The organism is Streptomyces sp. NBC_01214, from assembly GCF_026340975.1.
Taxonomy (GTDB): domain Bacteria; phylum Actinomycetota; class Actinomycetes; order Streptomycetales; family Streptomycetaceae; genus Streptomyces.
Window position 1 is genome coordinate 1,759,260 of record NZ_JAPEOS010000002.1, and the last position, 16,196, is coordinate 1,775,455.

A 16,196-nucleotide genomic window follows, 5' to 3' on the forward strand; every position below is an offset into this window, starting at 1 on the left:
GCGCATGACTCCTGGTGCCATGCGGGTCGCCGTCGTCGGCGGGGGACCGGGAGGGCTGTACGCCGCCGCGCTGCTGGCCCGCCAGGGCCACACGGTGGAAGTCTGGGAGCGCAACGCCCCGGACGACACCTTCGGCTTCGGCGTCGTGCTCTCCGACGAGACCCTCGGCGGCATCGAGCGGGCCGACACCGTCGTCCACACGGCCCTGAGCGCGGAGTTCGTGCGTTGGGACGACGTGGACATCGTGCACCGCGGCCGACTGCTGACCTCCGGCGGCCACGGCTTCGCGGCCATCGGGCGGCGCCGGCTGCTGGAGATCCTGCAGGAGCGCTGCGCGGGCCTCGGCGTCCGCCTCCGCTTCCGCTCCGAGGCCCCGGCGGCGGCCGAGCTCGCTGCCTCGTACGACCTGGTGGTCGCGGCCGACGGCGTGCACAGTGCGATCCGGGAGGCCGACGCCGCGCACTACGGGCCGACCCTGACCGGCGGGCGCTGTCGCTACATCTGGCTCGCTGCCGACTTCGCCTTCGACGCCTTCCGCTTCGAGATCGCGGAGACCGAACACGGGGTCATGCAGCTGCACGCCTACCCCTACGCCCGCCCGTCGCCCGACCACCACCCCTCATCGGGGCCCTCCGGGCCGCAGAATCAATTCGGCGCCTCCACGGTGATCGTGGAGATGCGCGACGAGGTGTGGCGGGCGGCCGGCTTCGACCTGTGCGACGAGGACGAATCGGCGGCCCGGTGCGCCAAGATCTTCAGCGAGGCCCTGCGCGGACGACCGCTGCACGGCAACCGCTCCGCGTGGACGCAGTTCCGCACCGTCGTCAACGCGCGCTGGTCGTACGGCAACACGGTGCTGCTCGGCGACGCGGCGCACACCGCCCACTTCTCCATCGGGTCGGGGACCAAACTGGCGGTGGAGGACGCGCTCGCGCTCGCCGAGGCCGTGGGCGCCGCGCCGGACGACGTCCCGGCCGCCCTCGCCGCGTACGAGGCGGCCCGCCGGCCGGCGGTCGCCAGCACCCAGCGGGCGGCGGCCGCGAGCCGGCACTGGTTCGAGGAGATCGCCGGTTACGTCGACCAGCCCGCCCGGCAGTTCGCCTTCAATCTCCTCACCCGCAGCCGCCGGGTCACGCACGACAACTTGAGGCTGCGCGACGCACGGTTCACGCGGGCGGTGGAAGCGGACTTCGGCTGCCCGGACGGCACTCCCGCGATGTTCACGCCCTTCACCCTGCGGGGGCTGACCCTGCGCAACCGGGTCGTCGTCTCACCGATGGACATGTACTCGGCCGAAGACGGGGTGCCGGGCGACTTCCACCTCGTACACCTGGGCGGGCGCGCCCTCGGCGGGGCCGGACTGGTGATGACGGAGATGGTCTGCGTGTCCGCCGAGGGCCGCATCACCCCCGGCTGCACCGGCCTCTACACCCGGGAACAGACGGCCGCCTGGAAGCGGATCGCCGACTTCGTCCACACCTCTGCGCCCGGCACCGCCCTCGGCGTCCAGCTCGGGCACGCCGGCCGCAAGGGTTCGACCCGGGTGATGTGGGAGGGCATGGACGACCCGCTGCCCGAGGGCAACTGGCCGCTGGTGGCCGCCTCCGCGCTGCCCTACCGGCCGGGCGTCTCGGCGCTGCCCCGCGCCCTCGCGCGCGCGGACCTGGAGGCGCTGCGCTCCGATTTCGCGGCCGCCGCCGTCCGCGCCGCCGACGCGGGGTTCGACCTGCTGGAACTGCACTGCGCCCACGGCTACCTGCTCTCCGGCTTCCTGTCCCCCCTGACCAACCACCGTGACGACGAGTACGGCGGCGCTCTGGAGAACCGGCTGCGCTTCCCGCTGGAGGTCTTCGACGCGGTGCGGGCGGTGTGGCCGGGGGACCGCCCGATGACGGTCCGGCTCTCGGCCACCGACTGGGCACCCGGGGGCACCTCGCCCGAGGAGTCCGTCCGGATCGCGGCCGCCTTCGCCGCCCGCGGTGCGGACGCCATCGACGTCTCGACGGGCCAGGTCGTCGCGGACGAGGCCCCCGAGTACGGGCGCTCGTACCAGACCCCGTACGCCGACCGGATCCGCGGCGCGCTCGGCGTCCCCGTCATCGCCGTCGGAGCCATCTCCTCCTGGGACGACGTGAACTCCCTGCTGCTGGCCGGCCGCGCCGACCTCTGCGCCCTCGGCCGCCCCCACCTCTACGACCCCCACTGGACCCTGCACGCGGCCGCCGAGCAGTCCTACGAAGGCCCGGGCGCGCCCTGGCCGGCCCCGTACCGTGCGGGCAGCCGCACACCGCCGACGGGCCGCGGCTAGGCCGCGGCCCGTGGGGGGAGCCGAGTGGTGCGTGCGGGTGCCTACGGCTGTGGGATCGGGACGAACAGGGCGTTGATGGTCCGGTTCGCGTTCATGGTGAGCTGGTAGTTCGGGTTGTTCCCCTCCAGCTCGATGCCGTCGACGGCCCAGGCGTCGAACTGGAAGCCGGGGTTGGGGACGGCAGCGACGGTGACCTGCGTGCCGGGGTCGTACGGACCGTACTCGCTGACCCGGACCGTGCCCGCGCCCACGGGGTCGTGCAGCAGGGTGAGGGAGCTGCGGTTGGTCACGAGGGAGGCGCGGTATCCGGCCAGGGTGTCCGCGTTCTGCAGCGCGACGGCGGCGTTGTTGTTCTGGGCGTTGCCGAGGATCTGGCCGTTCCAGGTGCGATCGGGGGTGGAGTACGAGTTCACCACGTTGCACGCCTGGGGGCAGGCGCTGGAGTACGCCATGAGCGTGCGGTGCTGGCCGTTGGGGGTGACCCAGCCGTAGTTGAACGTGCCCGCGGGGGTGGCGCCGCCCTGGCTGGTGACCGTCAGACGGTCGTGCTTCATGCCGAAGTTGTGGCCGATCTCGTGGGCGAGGTTCTCCCAGGCCGTCACGGATCCGATGCTGGTGACCGAGAAGGCGGCACTGTCGGTCGTCGAGGTCGGGCCCGGGTCGGGCAGGCTCGCCGCTCCGGAGCTGTCCTCGAAGGGGACGGCGGCGAGGAGCGCCACCAGGTCGCCGCCGTACTGGTTGCGCCGGGCGGCGGCCGTGGCTCCGAGGACGGTGTTCGCGGGGTTGCTGATCATGTTGAGCAGGGTGTTGACGTTCTCGCGGGGGACGCCCGTGGCCGCCGTTTGGTAGGAGTGGACGACGTGCACGCTGGCCGGCACGGTGTCGGTGGCGAGCGCCCGGTTGAGCTGGTTCACCCCGTAGGAGATGCGGGACTGGACCGCCTGGACACTGCCCATCACCTCGACGGTGGCCGGCGTGTAGGCGACGACGATGTCGATGGCGGCCGGGTCGTTGGGCGTGGCGGCCCGCAGACCCGGCCTGTTCTGCTTGTGCGGGTGGTGCGGTTTGTGCGGCTTCTTCGCGGGGACGTTGACCGTGTCGACACCGATTCCGCTGGGCGGCAGTGCGAGGGAGTCGATCTCCTGCAGCTCGTACCAGCCCGGGCGTTCGGCCAGCGGCTGGTACGCGTACTGGCGGAAGCCGATCGTGATGACGCCGGAGAGGGTGACCGGTCCTTCGGTGCAGGCCCCGATGGCGGACACGGAGATGGTGTTCTCCGGGTTCTTCGGGTCGTGCCCGCCCCAGTACACCGTCCCGTCCGGCTCCTGGTGCTGGAAGTCCTGCACCGCGGTGAAGCCCTTGCTGCGGCCGAAGGGCGGGAACGTACGACGCTCGGGCCTGCCTTCCTTCTGCTCGCCGCACAGCGAGCGGAACGCCTCGGCGTCCGTGCGCTGTGCGGCGGAGCGCACCACCCAGGGCTCGTGCTCGTCGCCGCCCCCGCCCGTTCCGGCGGAGGCGGCGGGTGCGGTCAGGGCGAGCGACAGGGTGGCGGTGAAGGCGGTCGCCGCGGCGGAGGCGGCGAGCAGGAATCGACGGCGCATGAGGGACGTGGGCCTCTCTGTGGGGATTTGTCCCGCCTTGTACTCCGCGGCGGGGACTGCGCCACGCCGGTACGGCCGTCCCTGCCCGCCGCCCGACCCGAGGTTCACCCGAATACGGGGGCGGGCCCCACGGGGAAGCCGGCGTCCGGTCAGGCGGCCTGCGCCTTGGGGACCTGGGTGTTCTGGCAGACGGTCAGGAGCCAGCGGCCGTCGTCGTCCTTGGTCATCACGTACGTCGGGACGCCCTCGTCCCCGGGGCCGTCGGCCGATTCGTAGAGCTGGCGGACCTTGACCGCGGCCACGTCCGGGCGGAGGAACTGGAGGTGGGTGACGGTGTAACTGACCCGGCCGTCCCAGCTCGCGCCGGGGAGGACCGCGCGGGTGAACTCGGAGATGGCGTCGAGGCCGATGAGGACCTTGCCGCCGCCGGTGGTCCACAGGGCGTCGGGATGGAAGAGGGAGAGGAAGGCGTCGGGGTCCTTGGCCTGCTGGGAGGCCTCGACGGCGGCCACCACCTGGTGAATGGCCTCGATGTCAGTGGTCCGGTCGGTGCTTTCGGTCGTCATGTGGATCACCATCGGACCTCAAGTGCCCTTGAGGTCAAGGCCCGGCCCGCAGGCCGGTTCCGATCCCGCCGCGGTCCGGACCCGTCACGCCGCGACGATCTCGGCGCGGTCCTCGACCGGGGTGTAACCGAGGCGCAGGTAGACGCCGTTGCTGGTGGGGTTGGCCAGGTCCGTGAAGAGGAGGACCTCCGTGGCGCCGGCCGCGTACGCCGCTTCGCTCACCGCGTGCGTGACCCCGGCGGCGTAGCCGCGGCCGCGGTGCTCGGGCGGGGTGTAGACGGGGCCGACGCGGGAGGTCGAGCCGATCGTGCGGGAGAAGCCGGCCAGCGAGACGGGAGTCCCGGCGTGTTCCCACAGCCGGAGCCCGCCGTAGGAGATCCGGTCGCGCAGCACGGTCTCGGAGGCGCTGCCCGGAACGCCGGCCTCCGCCTTGAAGGCCGTGACCCACTCCAGCAGCAGCGGGAGGTCGGCCCCGGTGGCGGGCCGGGCCCGCCCGGCCGGAGCGGGATCCGGGGCGACCAGGCCGGCCAGCCGGTACAGGCGCACCTCCTCGGCGATCCGGGTGGGCCGCCCCCAGGCCTCGGCCAACGCCTCCGCGTCCGGGCGGCGGGCGTTGAACCCGGGCGCCCCGGCGAGCAGTGGTTCGTCGGCGAGGGCGGCCCCGAGCGCCCGGACCGCCTCCCCGGGCAGCACGCCGAGCACGGCCGGGAACGGCGGGGTGCACAGCAGGCCCCCGGCGACGGCGCCGTCGGCCCCCGTCCACCAGCCGAAGAAGGGGGTGCCGTCGCCGTAGGCCCCGGGCCCGCGGCGCCGCAGCGCGTCGGCCACGGTCAGGAGAAGGGTGTTGGAGACGGGGCGCGCGGCCGCGGCCGGGCCCGCAGCGGCCAGATAGGCCGTCAGGTCCGTGGTGAAGGTCCAAGTCATGACCCATCCTGGCGCGGCGCGCGGTCCGCCCGCACCCGGGTTTCTCACGCGGGCAGCCACCCCGGCCACCACGGCGGCACGTTGTCCGGCCCGCACCGCTCCGGGTTCCCGGGGTAGCCGTCCAGCGTCCCCTTCGAGGCGAAGAAGACGAGCACCACCACCCCGAGCACGAGCAGGACCGGCACGGGCCGCGACCACAGGGGCAGCGGGCGCGAGAGGAAGGCGATCAGCGGCGCGAGCACGACGCACCCCGGCACCATCAGCACCAGGAGGAAGGCCATCTCGAACCGACCGCCCGCCTCCCAGCCCGCGTCGCAGTACGCGCGGGCGTGGGAGGCGAGTGCGACGGCGGCCCACCCGGCCACGGCTCCGACCAGCGCCGCCGCCACCAGCAGGAGGACCCCGGCCCGCCGCCCGGGCGGCCCCGCGGACGCCTGGTGCCGGGTCCGCGCCGGGGGCGGTGGGTACGAGGGGGACGGGGACGGGGGCCGCGACGGGTGCGGAGGGGGATCGGAATGCGTCACACCACCTCGTGACACGCTCTCCTCCGCCTACGGTTGCGCGAACCCGGCCCCGACGTCGCGCAGCCGCTCGTGCAGCTCGGCGAAGACGGCCGCCGCCCGGTCGCCCGGCCAGTCCGCCGGGAGCAGTTCCCGCGGCAGGCCCGGGTCGGCGTACGGCAGCCGGCGCCAGGTGTCCAGCGCGCGGAGGTAGTCCCGGTAGGCCTGCTCCGGGGGCGGTTCCGGGCCCGACCGGAGCGCGCGCAGGACGGGTTCGTGCAGGTCGAGGAATTGCTCGTGCTGCTTGGCCAGGGCCGCCAGGTCCCACCAGCGGGCCACCGCCTCGGCGGTCGGGGCGAAACCGAGGTGGGCGCCGCGGAAGAGTTCCACGTACGGGGTCAGGTGCAGCCGCTCCAGGGTGTGCGCGGTCTCCTCGGACAGCCGGGCCGGGGCGATCCACACGCCCGGCGCCACCGCGCCGAAACCGAGCCGGGCCAGCCGCGAGCGCAGCAGGTGCCGCTTGCTCCGCTCCTGCTCCGGGACCGAGAACACCGCCACCAGCCACTCGTCCGTCAGCTGCTGGCTGCCGTAGATCCGGCGGTCACCGTCGTCGAGCAGCTGCCGGGCCTCCTCGGAGAGCCCGTACGCCGCCGAACCGTCCGCCGCGCGCTCGGGCAGCAGGAAGCCGCGCCGCTTCAGCCGGGACACCGACGAGCGGACCGACGGGGCGTCCACGCCGGCCGCGCCCAGCAGGCGGATCAGCGCGGCCACCGGGACCGGGCCCTCGAAGGCCCGCCCGTAGGCTCCGTAGAACGTGACGATCAAGGATCGCGGAGTGTGCTGCTCGACCACGGGTTCACTCTAGATCCTGTCGGGCGGATCGGGTCGGGCGCCCGGATCGCGCAGCCGGAAGCGCTGCAGTTTGCCGGTCGCGGTACGGGGGAGGGCGGGGAGGAAGACGAAGGAGCGCGGGCACTTGTGCGGGGCCAGTTCCGCCCGCATGAAGGTGCGCAGGACCTCTTCCGTCAGCACCGCGCCGTCGCGCGCCACGGTGTACGCCACCACGATCTGCCCGCGCCGCTCGTCAGGGAGGCCCACCACCGCCGCCTCCACCACGTCCGGGTGGCGCAGCAGGGCTTCCTCCACCTCGGGGCCCGCGATGTTGTAACCCGCCGAGACGATCATGTCGTCCGCCCGGGCGACGTAGCGGAAGTAGCCCTCCGGATCGCGGACGTAGGTGTCGCCGGTCAGGTTCCACCCGCCCTGTACGTACTCCCCCTGCCGGGGATCGGCCAGGTAGCGGCAGCCGACCGGGCCGCGCACGGCCAGCAGGCCCGGCTCGTTGTCCGGGACCGGGCGGCCGGCCCGGTCCACCACCCGGGCCTCCCAGCCCGGGACCACCCGGCCCGTCGTACCGGGCCGGATGTCCTCGTCGGCGGCGGAGATGAAGATGTGCAGCAGCTCGGTCGCCCCGATGCCGTTGATGATGCGCAGGCCGGTGCGCTCGTACCAGGCCTGCCAGGTGGCGGCGGGCAGGTTCTCCCCGGCCGAGACGCAGCGGCGCAGCGCCGACAGGTCGTACATGCCCACGTCGTACGGGCCCAGCGCGTCCAGCATCGTCCGGTAGGCGGTGGGCGCGGTGAACAGCACCGTCACCCGGTGCTCGGCGAGCGCGGGCAGCAGCCGGCGCGGCACCGCCTCCTCCAGCAGCAGCGCCGAGGCGCCGGCGCGCAGCGGGAAGACGACCAGTCCGCCGAGGCCGAAGGTGAAGCCGAGCGGCGGGCTGCCCGCGAAGACGTCGTCCGGGCGGGGCCGCAGCACGCTGCGGGAGAAGGTGTCGGCGACGGCGAGCAGGTCGCGGTGGAAGTGCATGCAGCCCTTGGGTCGCCCGGTGGTCCCCGAGGTGAAGGCGATCAGGGCGACGTCGTCCGCGGAGGTCGGGGCGGCCGGGAAGGGAGCGGGATGTCTCTCGGCCAGCCGGAGCAGGTCCCCGGGGTCCGGGCCCCCGTACACGGTGATCCGCAGCCCCGGCACCTCGGCCTTGACCAGGTCGTCCAGCACGTCCGCGTGGCACAGGGCGTGCCCCACCCGGGCCATCGCGCACACGGTGGCCAGCTCCTGGGCGCGCTGTTGGGGCAGTACGGTGACGGCCACCGCGCCCGCCTTCATCACCGCGAGCCAGCAGGCGGCGAGCCAGGGGCCGGTGGGCCCGCGCAGGAGCACCCGGTTGCCGGGGACCACGCCGAGGTCGGCGGTGAGCGCGTGGGCCAGGCGGTCCACGCGCTCGCGCAAGTCCCCGTACGTCCACACCTCGCCCGCGGCGCTGCGGAAGGCCGGGCGGTCGGCGCCGGCCGGACCGAACCGGGCGATGGTGGCGTCGAGCAGCTCGGCCCCGCAGTTCAGGCGGTCCGGATAGGCCAGCTCGGGCAGATCGAAGAGGAGCTCCGGCCAGGTGTCCGCGGGTGGCAGGTGGTCGCGGGCGAAGGTGTCGGTGTGAGCGGAAGGCTTGAGGTCCAAGGCGGGTCGCCCCCCTTGCAGCGGTCCGGGGTGGGGTGGAGCCGGCCGTGCGGTGGTTCCCCCGGCCACGGCCGGAGGTCCTTCCAGGAGCGTATCGTGATGGTGACGGCAGTCAACAGGACGCGATAGATGCGGGGACATTCGGATGACCGGATTCGCGCTCGGGGTGGACCAGGAGGAGTGGTGCGGGCAGTTGCGCGCACTGGCGGTGCAGCGGCTGCGGCCACTGGCCGAGAAGGGGGAACCGGGGCGGGTCAACCGGCCGTTGCTGGCGGCGCTGGGGGAGCTGGGCCTGCTGGAGCGGGTGTTCGCCTCGGGCGCGCTGGAACTGTGCCTGCTGCGGGAATCCCTCGCCTACGGTTGCACGGAGGCAGAGACGGCGCTGGCCCTGCAGGGGCTCGGGGCGTACCCGGTCCTACGGGCCGGGAGCGAGGAGCAGCGGGAGCGCTGGCTGCCGCGGGTGCGCACCGGGCGGGCGGTGGCGGCCTTCGCGCTGAGCGAGCCGGGGGCGGGCTCGGACGCGGCGGCGCTGGCCCTGGCCGCGACCGCCGATACGGCGGCCGCGGGGGGTGGCTGGCGGCTCAGCGGTGAGAAGTGCTGGATCTCCAACGCCCCCGAGGCGGATTTCTACACCGTGTTCGCCCGAACGGGGGAGGGGCCGGGGGCGAAGGGGGTCTCGGCCTTCCTGGTCCCGGCCGACCGGCCCGGACTCTCCGGCGCACCCCTGGACATGCTCTCCCCGCACCCCATCGGCTCCCTCGCCTTCGACGGGGTGCCGGTCGGCCCGCGGGACCTGCTCGGCGAACCCGGGCGGGGCTTCCGCGTCGCGATGGACACCCTGAACCTCTTCCGGCCGAGCGTCGGCGCCTTCGCGGTGGGCATGGCCCGGGCCGCGCTCGACGCGACGCTCGCGTACACGGCGGACCGGGCCGCGTTCGGCGGAACCCTGAGCGATCTCCAGGCGGTGGCGCACCGGGTGGCCGAGATGGCCACCCGCACGGAAGCGGCCCGACTGCTGGTGTACGCGGCGGCCGGGGCTTATGACCGGGGGGCCGGGGACGTTCCGCGCCGGGCGGCGATGGCGAAACTGCTGGCCACCGAGACGGCCCAGTACGTGGTCGACCACGCGGTCCAACTGCACGGCGCGGTCGCCCTCCAGCGCGGCCACCTGCTCGAACACCTCTACCGGGAAGTACGGGCACCGCGGATCTACGAGGGGGCGAGCGAAGTGCAGCGCACGATCATCGCGAAGGAGCTGTACGGGGCGGTGGCGGCGCGATGAGCCTTCAGCGGATCAATCCGGCGGAGCTGTCGCCCGCGACGGGGTTCTCGCACGCGGTCGCGGCCACGGGCACCCGGCTGGTGTTCCTGGCGGGCCAGACCGCCCTGGACGGCGCGGGCAAGGTGGTGGGCGAGAGCCTCCCGGAGCAGTTCGAGGTCGCCCTCGCCAACCTCCTTGCGGCCCTCGCCGCGGCGGGCGGCACCCCGGCGGACCTGGCCCGGGTGACGGTGTACGCGGTGGACGTGGCGGCGTACCGGACCCACGCGGCCGAACTGGGCCGCATCTGGCGGCGGTCGGCGGGCCGCGACTATCCGGCGATGGCCGTCATCGGCGTGGTCCGGCTCTGGGACGACCAGGCCCTGGTGGAACTCGACGGGGTCGCGGTCCTCGCGTAGCGGCGGGGCGGCCCGGTCGTGCCGGGCCGCGGTCGCGCGCTCGTTCTGCGGGGACACCCCGCCGTGTCCCCGCCCCCGGACCCCGCCCGGGGGCGGGGTCCGACAGGCCTAGCCCTGTGCGCGGATGCGGCGGTACTCGTCCGTTCGGACGCCGCCCACGCCCCAGTCCTCCAGCTCCACCTCGTCGATGAGGACGAAGGTGGTGGCCGGGTCCTTGTCGAGGACCCGGACCAGCAGGTCGGTCACACCGGCGATGATCTCGGCCTTCTGGGCGGCGGTGGCGCCTTCACGGGTGATCCTTACGTTGACGTACGGCATGGTGAGGGACGTCCTTCCGGTGCAGGTGGGTGGGTAGCGGGATCAGGCGCGACCGGTGACGTGGCCGCCGTCCACGCGCAGGGCGTGACCGGTGACGAAGGTGGCGCCCGCGAGGTAGAGCACCGCCTCGGAGATCTCCGCGACCTCGCCGACCCGGTTCAGCAGGGCGAGCCCGCCGAAGGAGTCCACGTCGGATCCCGCGTGCAGCGGGGTGCGGATGATGCCGGGGGACACGAGGTTCACGCGGATGCCGTCGGCTGCGAGTTCGGCGGCCAGGCTGGTCGTCAGCGCGTGCACCCCCGCCTTGCTGACCACCGGCGCGGAGGACGGGAAGCCCGCCAGCGCGTGGTCCACCAGGACGGTGCCGATGTTGACGATGCTGCCGCCCCGGCCCTGCGCGCGCAGCGCCCGTACGACGGCCTGGGTGGTGAGGTATGTGCCCTTGAGGTTGCCGGTGAGGAAGCCGTCGAGCTCTTCCTCGGTGACCTCGGTGAAGGGCTTGGACGCGAAGGTGCCCGCGTTGTTGACCAGGACGTCGATGCGGCCGAACCGGTCGAGGGCGGTACGGACGAGGGCCTCCCCCGTCGCCGGATCCGCGATGGCGCCCGCGGCCCACGCGATCCGGCCGGGGTGGCCGAGGGTGGCCGCGGCCTTGGCGAGGCGGTCGGCGTCCCGGCCGTTCAGGACGACATTGGCGCCGCTCGCGAGGAAGGCGCGGGCGATGTCCAGGCCGATGCCGCTGGAGGAGCCGGTGACCAGAGCGGTGGTGGCGGTGTCGTTGATGTCCGTGCGGGTGTCGGCCATGGCGCCGTGCCTTTCGTCGGTGTCGTCCGTCGGGGTCCCGACCGGCTGACACCACGAACCTAGGAGCGCCCAACTGATAACACCACGACGAAGATTGGAGCGTGTGATAATCCCCGGTTATGGATGTGGATCTGCGTGACCTGGAGCTCCTGGCCGCCACCGCCGAGGCCGGCTCGCTGACCGCCGCCGCCGAGCGGCTCTACGTGAGCCAGCCCGCCCTCAGCCAGCGGCTCACCCGGCTGGAGGCCCGCCTGGGCATGGCCCTCTTCGACCGCAAGGGCCGCCGCCTGGTCCCCAACGCCGCGGGCCGCCGACTACTGGTCGCGGCCCGCCACGTCCTCGGCGAACTGGACTCGGCGGCCCGGGACCTGCGCGAGATCCGTGACGGGCGCGACCGCCGGGTCCGCTTCACCGCGCAGTGCAGCACGACCTTCCCGTGGCTGCCGCCCGTGCTCCGCGCCTTCCGCGAGCGCGCGCCGGACATCGACGTGCGCATCGAGACCGTTGCCGACGACGCGCCGATCCCGGCACTGCTCGCCGACCTCGTCGACGTCGCGCTGGTCACCAAGCCGGACCTGCAGATGGACCGGGTGTCGCTGACCAGGCTGTTCGAGGACGAGATGGTGGCGGTGGTGCCCGCCGGCCATCCGTGGGCCTCGCGCGCGCACCTGACCGCCCGTGACTTCGACGGCGCCGACCTCGTCCTCTACGACTTCTACGACCAGAAGCGGATCCCGTCGATGCCGCTGCCGATCCCCGTCGGGGCCCGGCCGGCCCGGATCACCACCATGCCGGTGGTGACCGATCTGGTGATCGAGATGGTGGCCGGCGGCCAGGGCGTGACCGTGCTGCCCAACTGGGTGGCCGCACCCTACGCGGCCTCGCACGGCCTCGCCCTCGTCGGCATCGGCGCGCAGCCGCTGACCCGTACCTGGTTCTGTGCCACCCGCACCGGACCGCGCCCACCCCACCTGGAGGCCTTCGTCGAAGAGCTGACCGCCCGGCTCACCACCCCGCACGGCGTCTAGGGGGTGCCTAGGGGGCGTCCAGGAGGTGGCCCATCCAGTCCTCGATGCCCGACACCGTGCGCGGCAGCGCACCCGACATCAGGCGGGCGCCGTTCGCCGTGATGACCAGGTCGTCCTCGATGCGGACGCCGATGCCCCGTAGCTCCGGCGGGAGGGTTTCGTCGTCGGGCTGGAGGTAGAGGCCCGGCTCCACCGTCAGGACCTGCCCCTCCTCCAGGACGCCGTCCAGGTAGGTCTCCGCCCTGGCCTTCGCGCAGTCGTGCACGTCGAGCCCCAGCATGTGGCCGCTGCTGCACAGCGTGTACCGCCGGTGCAGGTCGCCCTCCGCGTCCTTCAGGACGCCCCACTCCGCCAGGCCCTCCGCGATCACCCGCATCCCGGCCCGGTGGAAGTCCCCGAAGCTCGCCCCGGGGCGCAGGGCCGCGATGCCCGCCTCCTGGGCGGCCAGGACCAGTTCGTACACCTGGCGCTGGACGGGGGAGAAGCGGCCCGACAGCGGGAGGGTGCGGGTGATGTCCGCCGTGTAGAGGGTGTCCGTCTCCACGCCCGCGTCCAGAAGCAGCAGTTCCGTCCCGTTCAGCCGGCCGTCGTTGCGGATCCAGTGCAGGGTGCAGGCGTGGGCGCCGGACGCCGCGATCGTCTCGTACCCGGTGCCGTTGCCCTCCGCCCGGGCGCGCAGGCCGAAGACCCCCTCGATCCACCGCTCCCCGCGCGGATGCGCCAGCGCGCGCGGCAGGGCCCGTACGACGTCCTCGAATCCGGCCGTCGTGTGGTCGATGGCCAGCTGGAGCTGCTCCACCTCCCACGCGTCCTTCACCAGTCGCAGCTCCGAGAGCGCGGCGGCCAGTTCGGAATCGGAGGCCGCATGGCGGCCGGCGGCCGGTGAGCCGAGTCCGTCCAGGTGCGCGCAGCGGATGCCGGTGAGGCGCTCGGCCTCCGCGAGGTCCGGCCGGCGGCCCACCCAGAACTCCCCGTACCGGCGGTCCCGGTAGAACTCCCCGTCCCCGTCCGCCCGCGGCGAGCGCGGCCGCAGGTACAGCACGGCCTCGTGGGCGTGCGGGCCCGACGGCTCCATGACCAGCACGTGGCCCGCCTGGTCCTCGCCGGTGAGGCCGGTCAGCCAGGCGTACGCGCTGTGCGGGCGGAAGCGGTGGTCGCAATCGTTGGAGCGGACCTTCAGCTCCCCGGCCGGGATGATCAGCCGCTCGCCCGGGAAGCGGGCCGAGAGCCGCGCCCGGCGGGCCGGGGTGACGGCGTGGCCGGGGGCGCGGGCGGAGTCGGGCAGCGGGGTCGCGGCCCAGTCGCCCGCCATGAACCGGGACAACTCCGGGGACACCGGGCGGTCGTGACTGCCCGTGTTGAGGCGGACGGACGCGTCGGTCACGAGGACTCCCTCAAGAAAGATGCGAACTGGTGGGCGCACAGGTCTTGTCAGTGCAATTTCACATTACTATGTTACAGCTCACATCGCGGCACGTTAATCCCCGTCAAACGCCGTGTGACGCAGGGCAGTTCACGCACCACCCCCCACCTCACCTCTCCCCCAGGAGTTCTCGGTGCTCAAGCACAGAGCTGTGCGCTCTTCCCTTCTCGCCTCCGCCGTAGCCGTGACCCTCCTCGCCACCGCGGGGCAGGCCACCACGCAGGCCGCCGAGTTCGCGGCCCCGGCCCCCTTCACCGGCGCACAGGCCGCCCCCGCCACCGCCCCCGGCCCCACGGGGAACCCGTTCGACGAGGTCGACCGCCTGGCCGACCAGAAGGACAACACCCCGGCGCCGGCGCCGGCACCCGGCGGGCAGGACATCGCCGGGCAGGTCCCCGGCGCGGCCCCGGCCGCCTCCGCGCCCGTCGACGACCTACAGAAGCGCGGCAAGACGGCCAAGGCGGCCCCCACCGCGAAGAGCGTCGCCGCGGGCGTCCCCTGCACCCTTGACGGGATCACCGGCCTCAGCCCCGAGCAGTTCGCCGACTTCCTCGGCGACCAGGCCGTCCTCGCCGACGGCTGCCTGCGCGGGCTCATCTGGACCTGGGACGCCCGACTGGTGCCGGTCATGTCGGACGCGCACGTCCAGGCCGTCTCCCGCCGGATATCCGGCCTGGCCGCCGCCCACGACGGCCGCAACTCCTCCCACCTGGAGGAGATGTTCACGTACCTGCACGCGGTCGCCTACCACGACTACTCGCGCTCCGAGATCGACGTCACCGACGCCCCCACCGTCGACGCGATGCGCCGCGCCATCGCCGACTTCGGCGCCGCCGCCCACACCTTCGACGCGACCCCGAGCAACGCCCGCACCCTGCGCGAGGCCCTCTACGCCGGCAGCGCGCCCGGCCTGCGCCAGCACCAGCTCGGCCTCATCAAGAAGGTGCTGGCCACCATGGACCCGGCCCACCCGGCCACCCACCTCGACGCCGGCTGGGGCGGCGCCGCGCTGGCCGCCCTCTCCGTCACCTACCTGGGTGTCTACCCGGGCAACCAGGACGCCGCCTTCCACTCCGCGGTGGCCGCCGACGCCTCCTACCGCGACGCCTTCAAGGCCTTCTCCACCTACACGCACCTCAAGGACACGGGCAACGCCTGGGTGGTGCGCGACGCGCTGAGCGAGTACGCCCGCTTCGGCCAGGTCGAGGGGCTGCGGGAGCGGGTCGTCGCCGACCTGGGCGCGATGCTCGGCCCCGTCCGCTCCGCCTTCGGCGACGGCAGCGAGCCTTGGGCCAAGGTCGTCTCCTGGCTCAACTTCTACGAGGCCTGCAAGCCGTACGGGGTGTGCAAGGAGGACATCGAGAAGCAGCTGTTCCCCCACACCTACTCCTACGACAACGGCGCCATCAAGGTCCGCACGGCCCTGGACCGGGCCACCGTCGACCAGCTGTACTACGCGAGCAAGCAGGTCAAGGCCCAGTACCACCGCGTGCTCGGCACCGACCAGCCGCTCGCGGGCGACCCCAACTCCACGCTGAACATCGTGCTCTACGCCTCCCGCGCCGACTACGTGAACTACCACCCGATCCTGACCGGCTACGGAACCAACAACGGCGGCATCTACATCGAGAACGGCGCCACCTTCTACACCTACCAGCGCCGCGTCCCGCAGGACTCCTCCCTCACCCTCGAGGAGCTCTTCCGCCACGAGTACACGCACTACCTCAACGGCCGCTTCGCGGTGCCCGGCTTCTTCGGCCAGGGCCCCTGGTACGAGGGCGACCGCACGACCGCCATGGACGAGGGCACGGCCGAGTTCTTCGACGGCGCCACCCGCGACAACGGCATCGCCGTCCGCAAGTCCCTCGTCAAGAGCATCATCAGCGACACAGCCGGCGGCGGCCCGCGCATGAGCGTCGAGCAGCTGCTGAACGCCACCTACGACGGCGACGGCTTCCGCTTCTACAGCTACGCGGGCACCTTCTTCGAGTTCCTGTGGACCGAGAAGCCCACCCTGCTGCGCGAGATGTACGCGCACCTGCGGGCCGACGACGTGGCGGCGTACGACGCCTGGCGCTACCGCATGGGGGCGGACACCTACCTCCAGCGCGACTACGACCGCTTCCTGGACGCGCAGATCGCCAAGGTCGACCAGCTCTACGTGCCGAACACCTCCTTCACCCCCAACGACCGGCTGCGCGACGCGGCGCTCGCCTCGGTGAAGTCGTCCTTCGCCACGGCCACGTACAACACGCCGGACTGCGTGGAGAACGGCGACCCGGGCAAGCGGCGCTTCACCTGCACCGGCCGGATCACCGCGAACCTGAAGAACTGGCGCAACGACGACCAGAACTTCAAGGACATGTCGGAGACGGTCGACTACTTCATCCTCGACCGGGCGGGCGCGGCCTCGAACAACCTCGCCGACATGAACTGTTCCTTCGGCCCGGTGGAGATCTGGACCAACAAGGTGGCGGGCAGCTCCAGTTACAGCTGTGAGGGCCCCCTCCGCAGCTGACCGGCCACCTGC

14 protein-coding genes are annotated in these 16,196 nt (G+C 73.2%); 5 read left to right on the forward strand and 9 right to left on the reverse strand.

Annotated features, from left to right (window positions below):
• Positions 1-4 precede the first annotated feature (4 nt).
• The gene (locus OG594_RS32815) at positions 5-2,308 is read left to right on the forward strand and encodes a bifunctional salicylyl-CoA 5-hydroxylase/oxidoreductase (RefSeq protein WP_266605977.1); all 2,304 of its coding nucleotides are present in this window, start codon (positions 5-7) and stop codon (positions 2,306-2,308) included.
• 41 nt (positions 2,309-2,349) lie between these two features.
• On the opposite strand, the gene OG594_RS32820 is transcribed toward OG594_RS32815, so the two are convergent.
• From OG594_RS32820 to OG594_RS32845, 6 genes are all read right to left on the reverse strand, one after another.
• Positions 2,350-3,909 carry a M12 family metallo-peptidase gene (locus tag OG594_RS32820; RefSeq protein WP_266605979.1) on the reverse strand — a complete coding sequence of 520 codons (1,560 nt, stop codon included), beginning with the start codon at positions 3,907-3,909 and terminating at the stop codon, positions 2,350-2,352.
• Positions 3,910-4,058: 149 nt separating this feature from the next.
• Entirely contained in the window at positions 4,059-4,475 is a 417-nt protein-coding gene (locus OG594_RS32825; protein ID WP_266605981.1) for an SgcJ/EcaC family oxidoreductase, read from the reverse strand.
• A gap of 84 nt (positions 4,476-4,559) precedes the next feature.
• On the reverse strand, positions 4,560-5,399 hold the full coding sequence (locus tag OG594_RS32830) for a GNAT family N-acetyltransferase (protein ID WP_266605983.1): 840 nt from the start codon (positions 5,397-5,399) through the stop codon (positions 4,560-4,562).
• Positions 5,400-5,443: 44 nt separating this feature from the next.
• Positions 5,444-5,923 (reverse strand): hypothetical protein, encoded by a 480-nt coding sequence (locus OG594_RS32835; protein ID WP_266605985.1) that lies wholly within the window; start codon positions 5,921-5,923, stop codon positions 5,444-5,446.
• Positions 5,924-5,950: 27 nt separating this feature from the next.
• Entirely contained in the window at positions 5,951-6,751 is an 801-nt protein-coding gene (locus tag OG594_RS32840; RefSeq protein WP_266605987.1) for a PaaX family transcriptional regulator C-terminal domain-containing protein, read from the reverse strand.
• 9 nt (positions 6,752-6,760) lie between these two features.
• Entirely contained in the window at positions 6,761-8,416 is a 1,656-nt protein-coding gene (locus OG594_RS32845) for an AMP-binding protein (protein WP_266605989.1), read from the reverse strand.
• A gap of 145 nt (positions 8,417-8,561) precedes the next feature.
• On the opposite strand from OG594_RS32845, the gene OG594_RS32850 reads away from it, so the two are divergent.
• Together OG594_RS32850 and OG594_RS32855 are read left to right on the forward strand one after the other, a co-directional pair.
• The gene (locus tag OG594_RS32850; protein WP_266605991.1) at positions 8,562-9,698 is read left to right on the forward strand and encodes an acyl-CoA dehydrogenase family protein; all 1,137 of its coding nucleotides are present in this window, start codon (positions 8,562-8,564) and stop codon (positions 9,696-9,698) included.
• Positions 9,695-10,093, forward strand: coding sequence for a RidA family protein (locus tag OG594_RS32855; RefSeq protein ID WP_266605993.1), 399 nt, complete (start codon positions 9,695-9,697; stop codon positions 10,091-10,093). Before OG594_RS32850 ends, OG594_RS32855 begins: the two co-directional genes overlap by 4 nt.
• Before the next feature lie 108 nt (positions 10,094-10,201).
• On the opposite strand, the gene OG594_RS32860 is transcribed toward OG594_RS32855, so the two are convergent.
• Positions 10,202-10,411, reverse strand: coding sequence for a 4-oxalocrotonate tautomerase family protein (locus OG594_RS32860; protein ID WP_266605995.1), 210 nt, complete (start codon positions 10,409-10,411; stop codon positions 10,202-10,204).
• Positions 10,412-10,453: 42 nt separating this feature from the next.
• Positions 10,454-11,215 carry an SDR family NAD(P)-dependent oxidoreductase gene (locus OG594_RS32865; protein WP_266605997.1) on the reverse strand — a complete coding sequence of 254 codons (762 nt, stop codon included), beginning with the start codon at positions 11,213-11,215 and terminating at the stop codon, positions 10,454-10,456.
• Positions 11,216-11,334: 119 nt separating this feature from the next.
• Between OG594_RS32865 and OG594_RS32870 the strand changes: the two genes are divergently transcribed.
• Positions 11,335-12,243 carry a LysR family transcriptional regulator gene (locus tag OG594_RS32870; protein WP_266605999.1) on the forward strand — a complete coding sequence of 303 codons (909 nt, stop codon included), beginning with the start codon at positions 11,335-11,337 and terminating at the stop codon, positions 12,241-12,243.
• Between the two features lie 7 nt (positions 12,244-12,250).
• Here OG594_RS32870 and OG594_RS32875 read toward each other — a convergent pair whose 3' ends face one another.
• Positions 12,251-13,627, reverse strand: coding sequence for an aminopeptidase P family protein (locus tag OG594_RS32875; protein ID WP_266606001.1), 1,377 nt, complete (start codon positions 13,625-13,627; stop codon positions 12,251-12,253).
• A 172-nt stretch (positions 13,628-13,799) separates the two neighbouring features.
• Here OG594_RS32875 and OG594_RS32880 point away from each other — a divergent pair, with 172 nt between their 5' ends.
• Positions 13,800-16,184: a collagenase gene (locus OG594_RS32880; protein ID WP_266606003.1), complete on the forward strand. Its 2,385-nt coding sequence runs from the start codon at positions 13,800-13,802 to the stop codon at positions 16,182-16,184.
• The last annotated feature ends 12 nt before the right edge of the window (positions 16,185-16,196 follow it).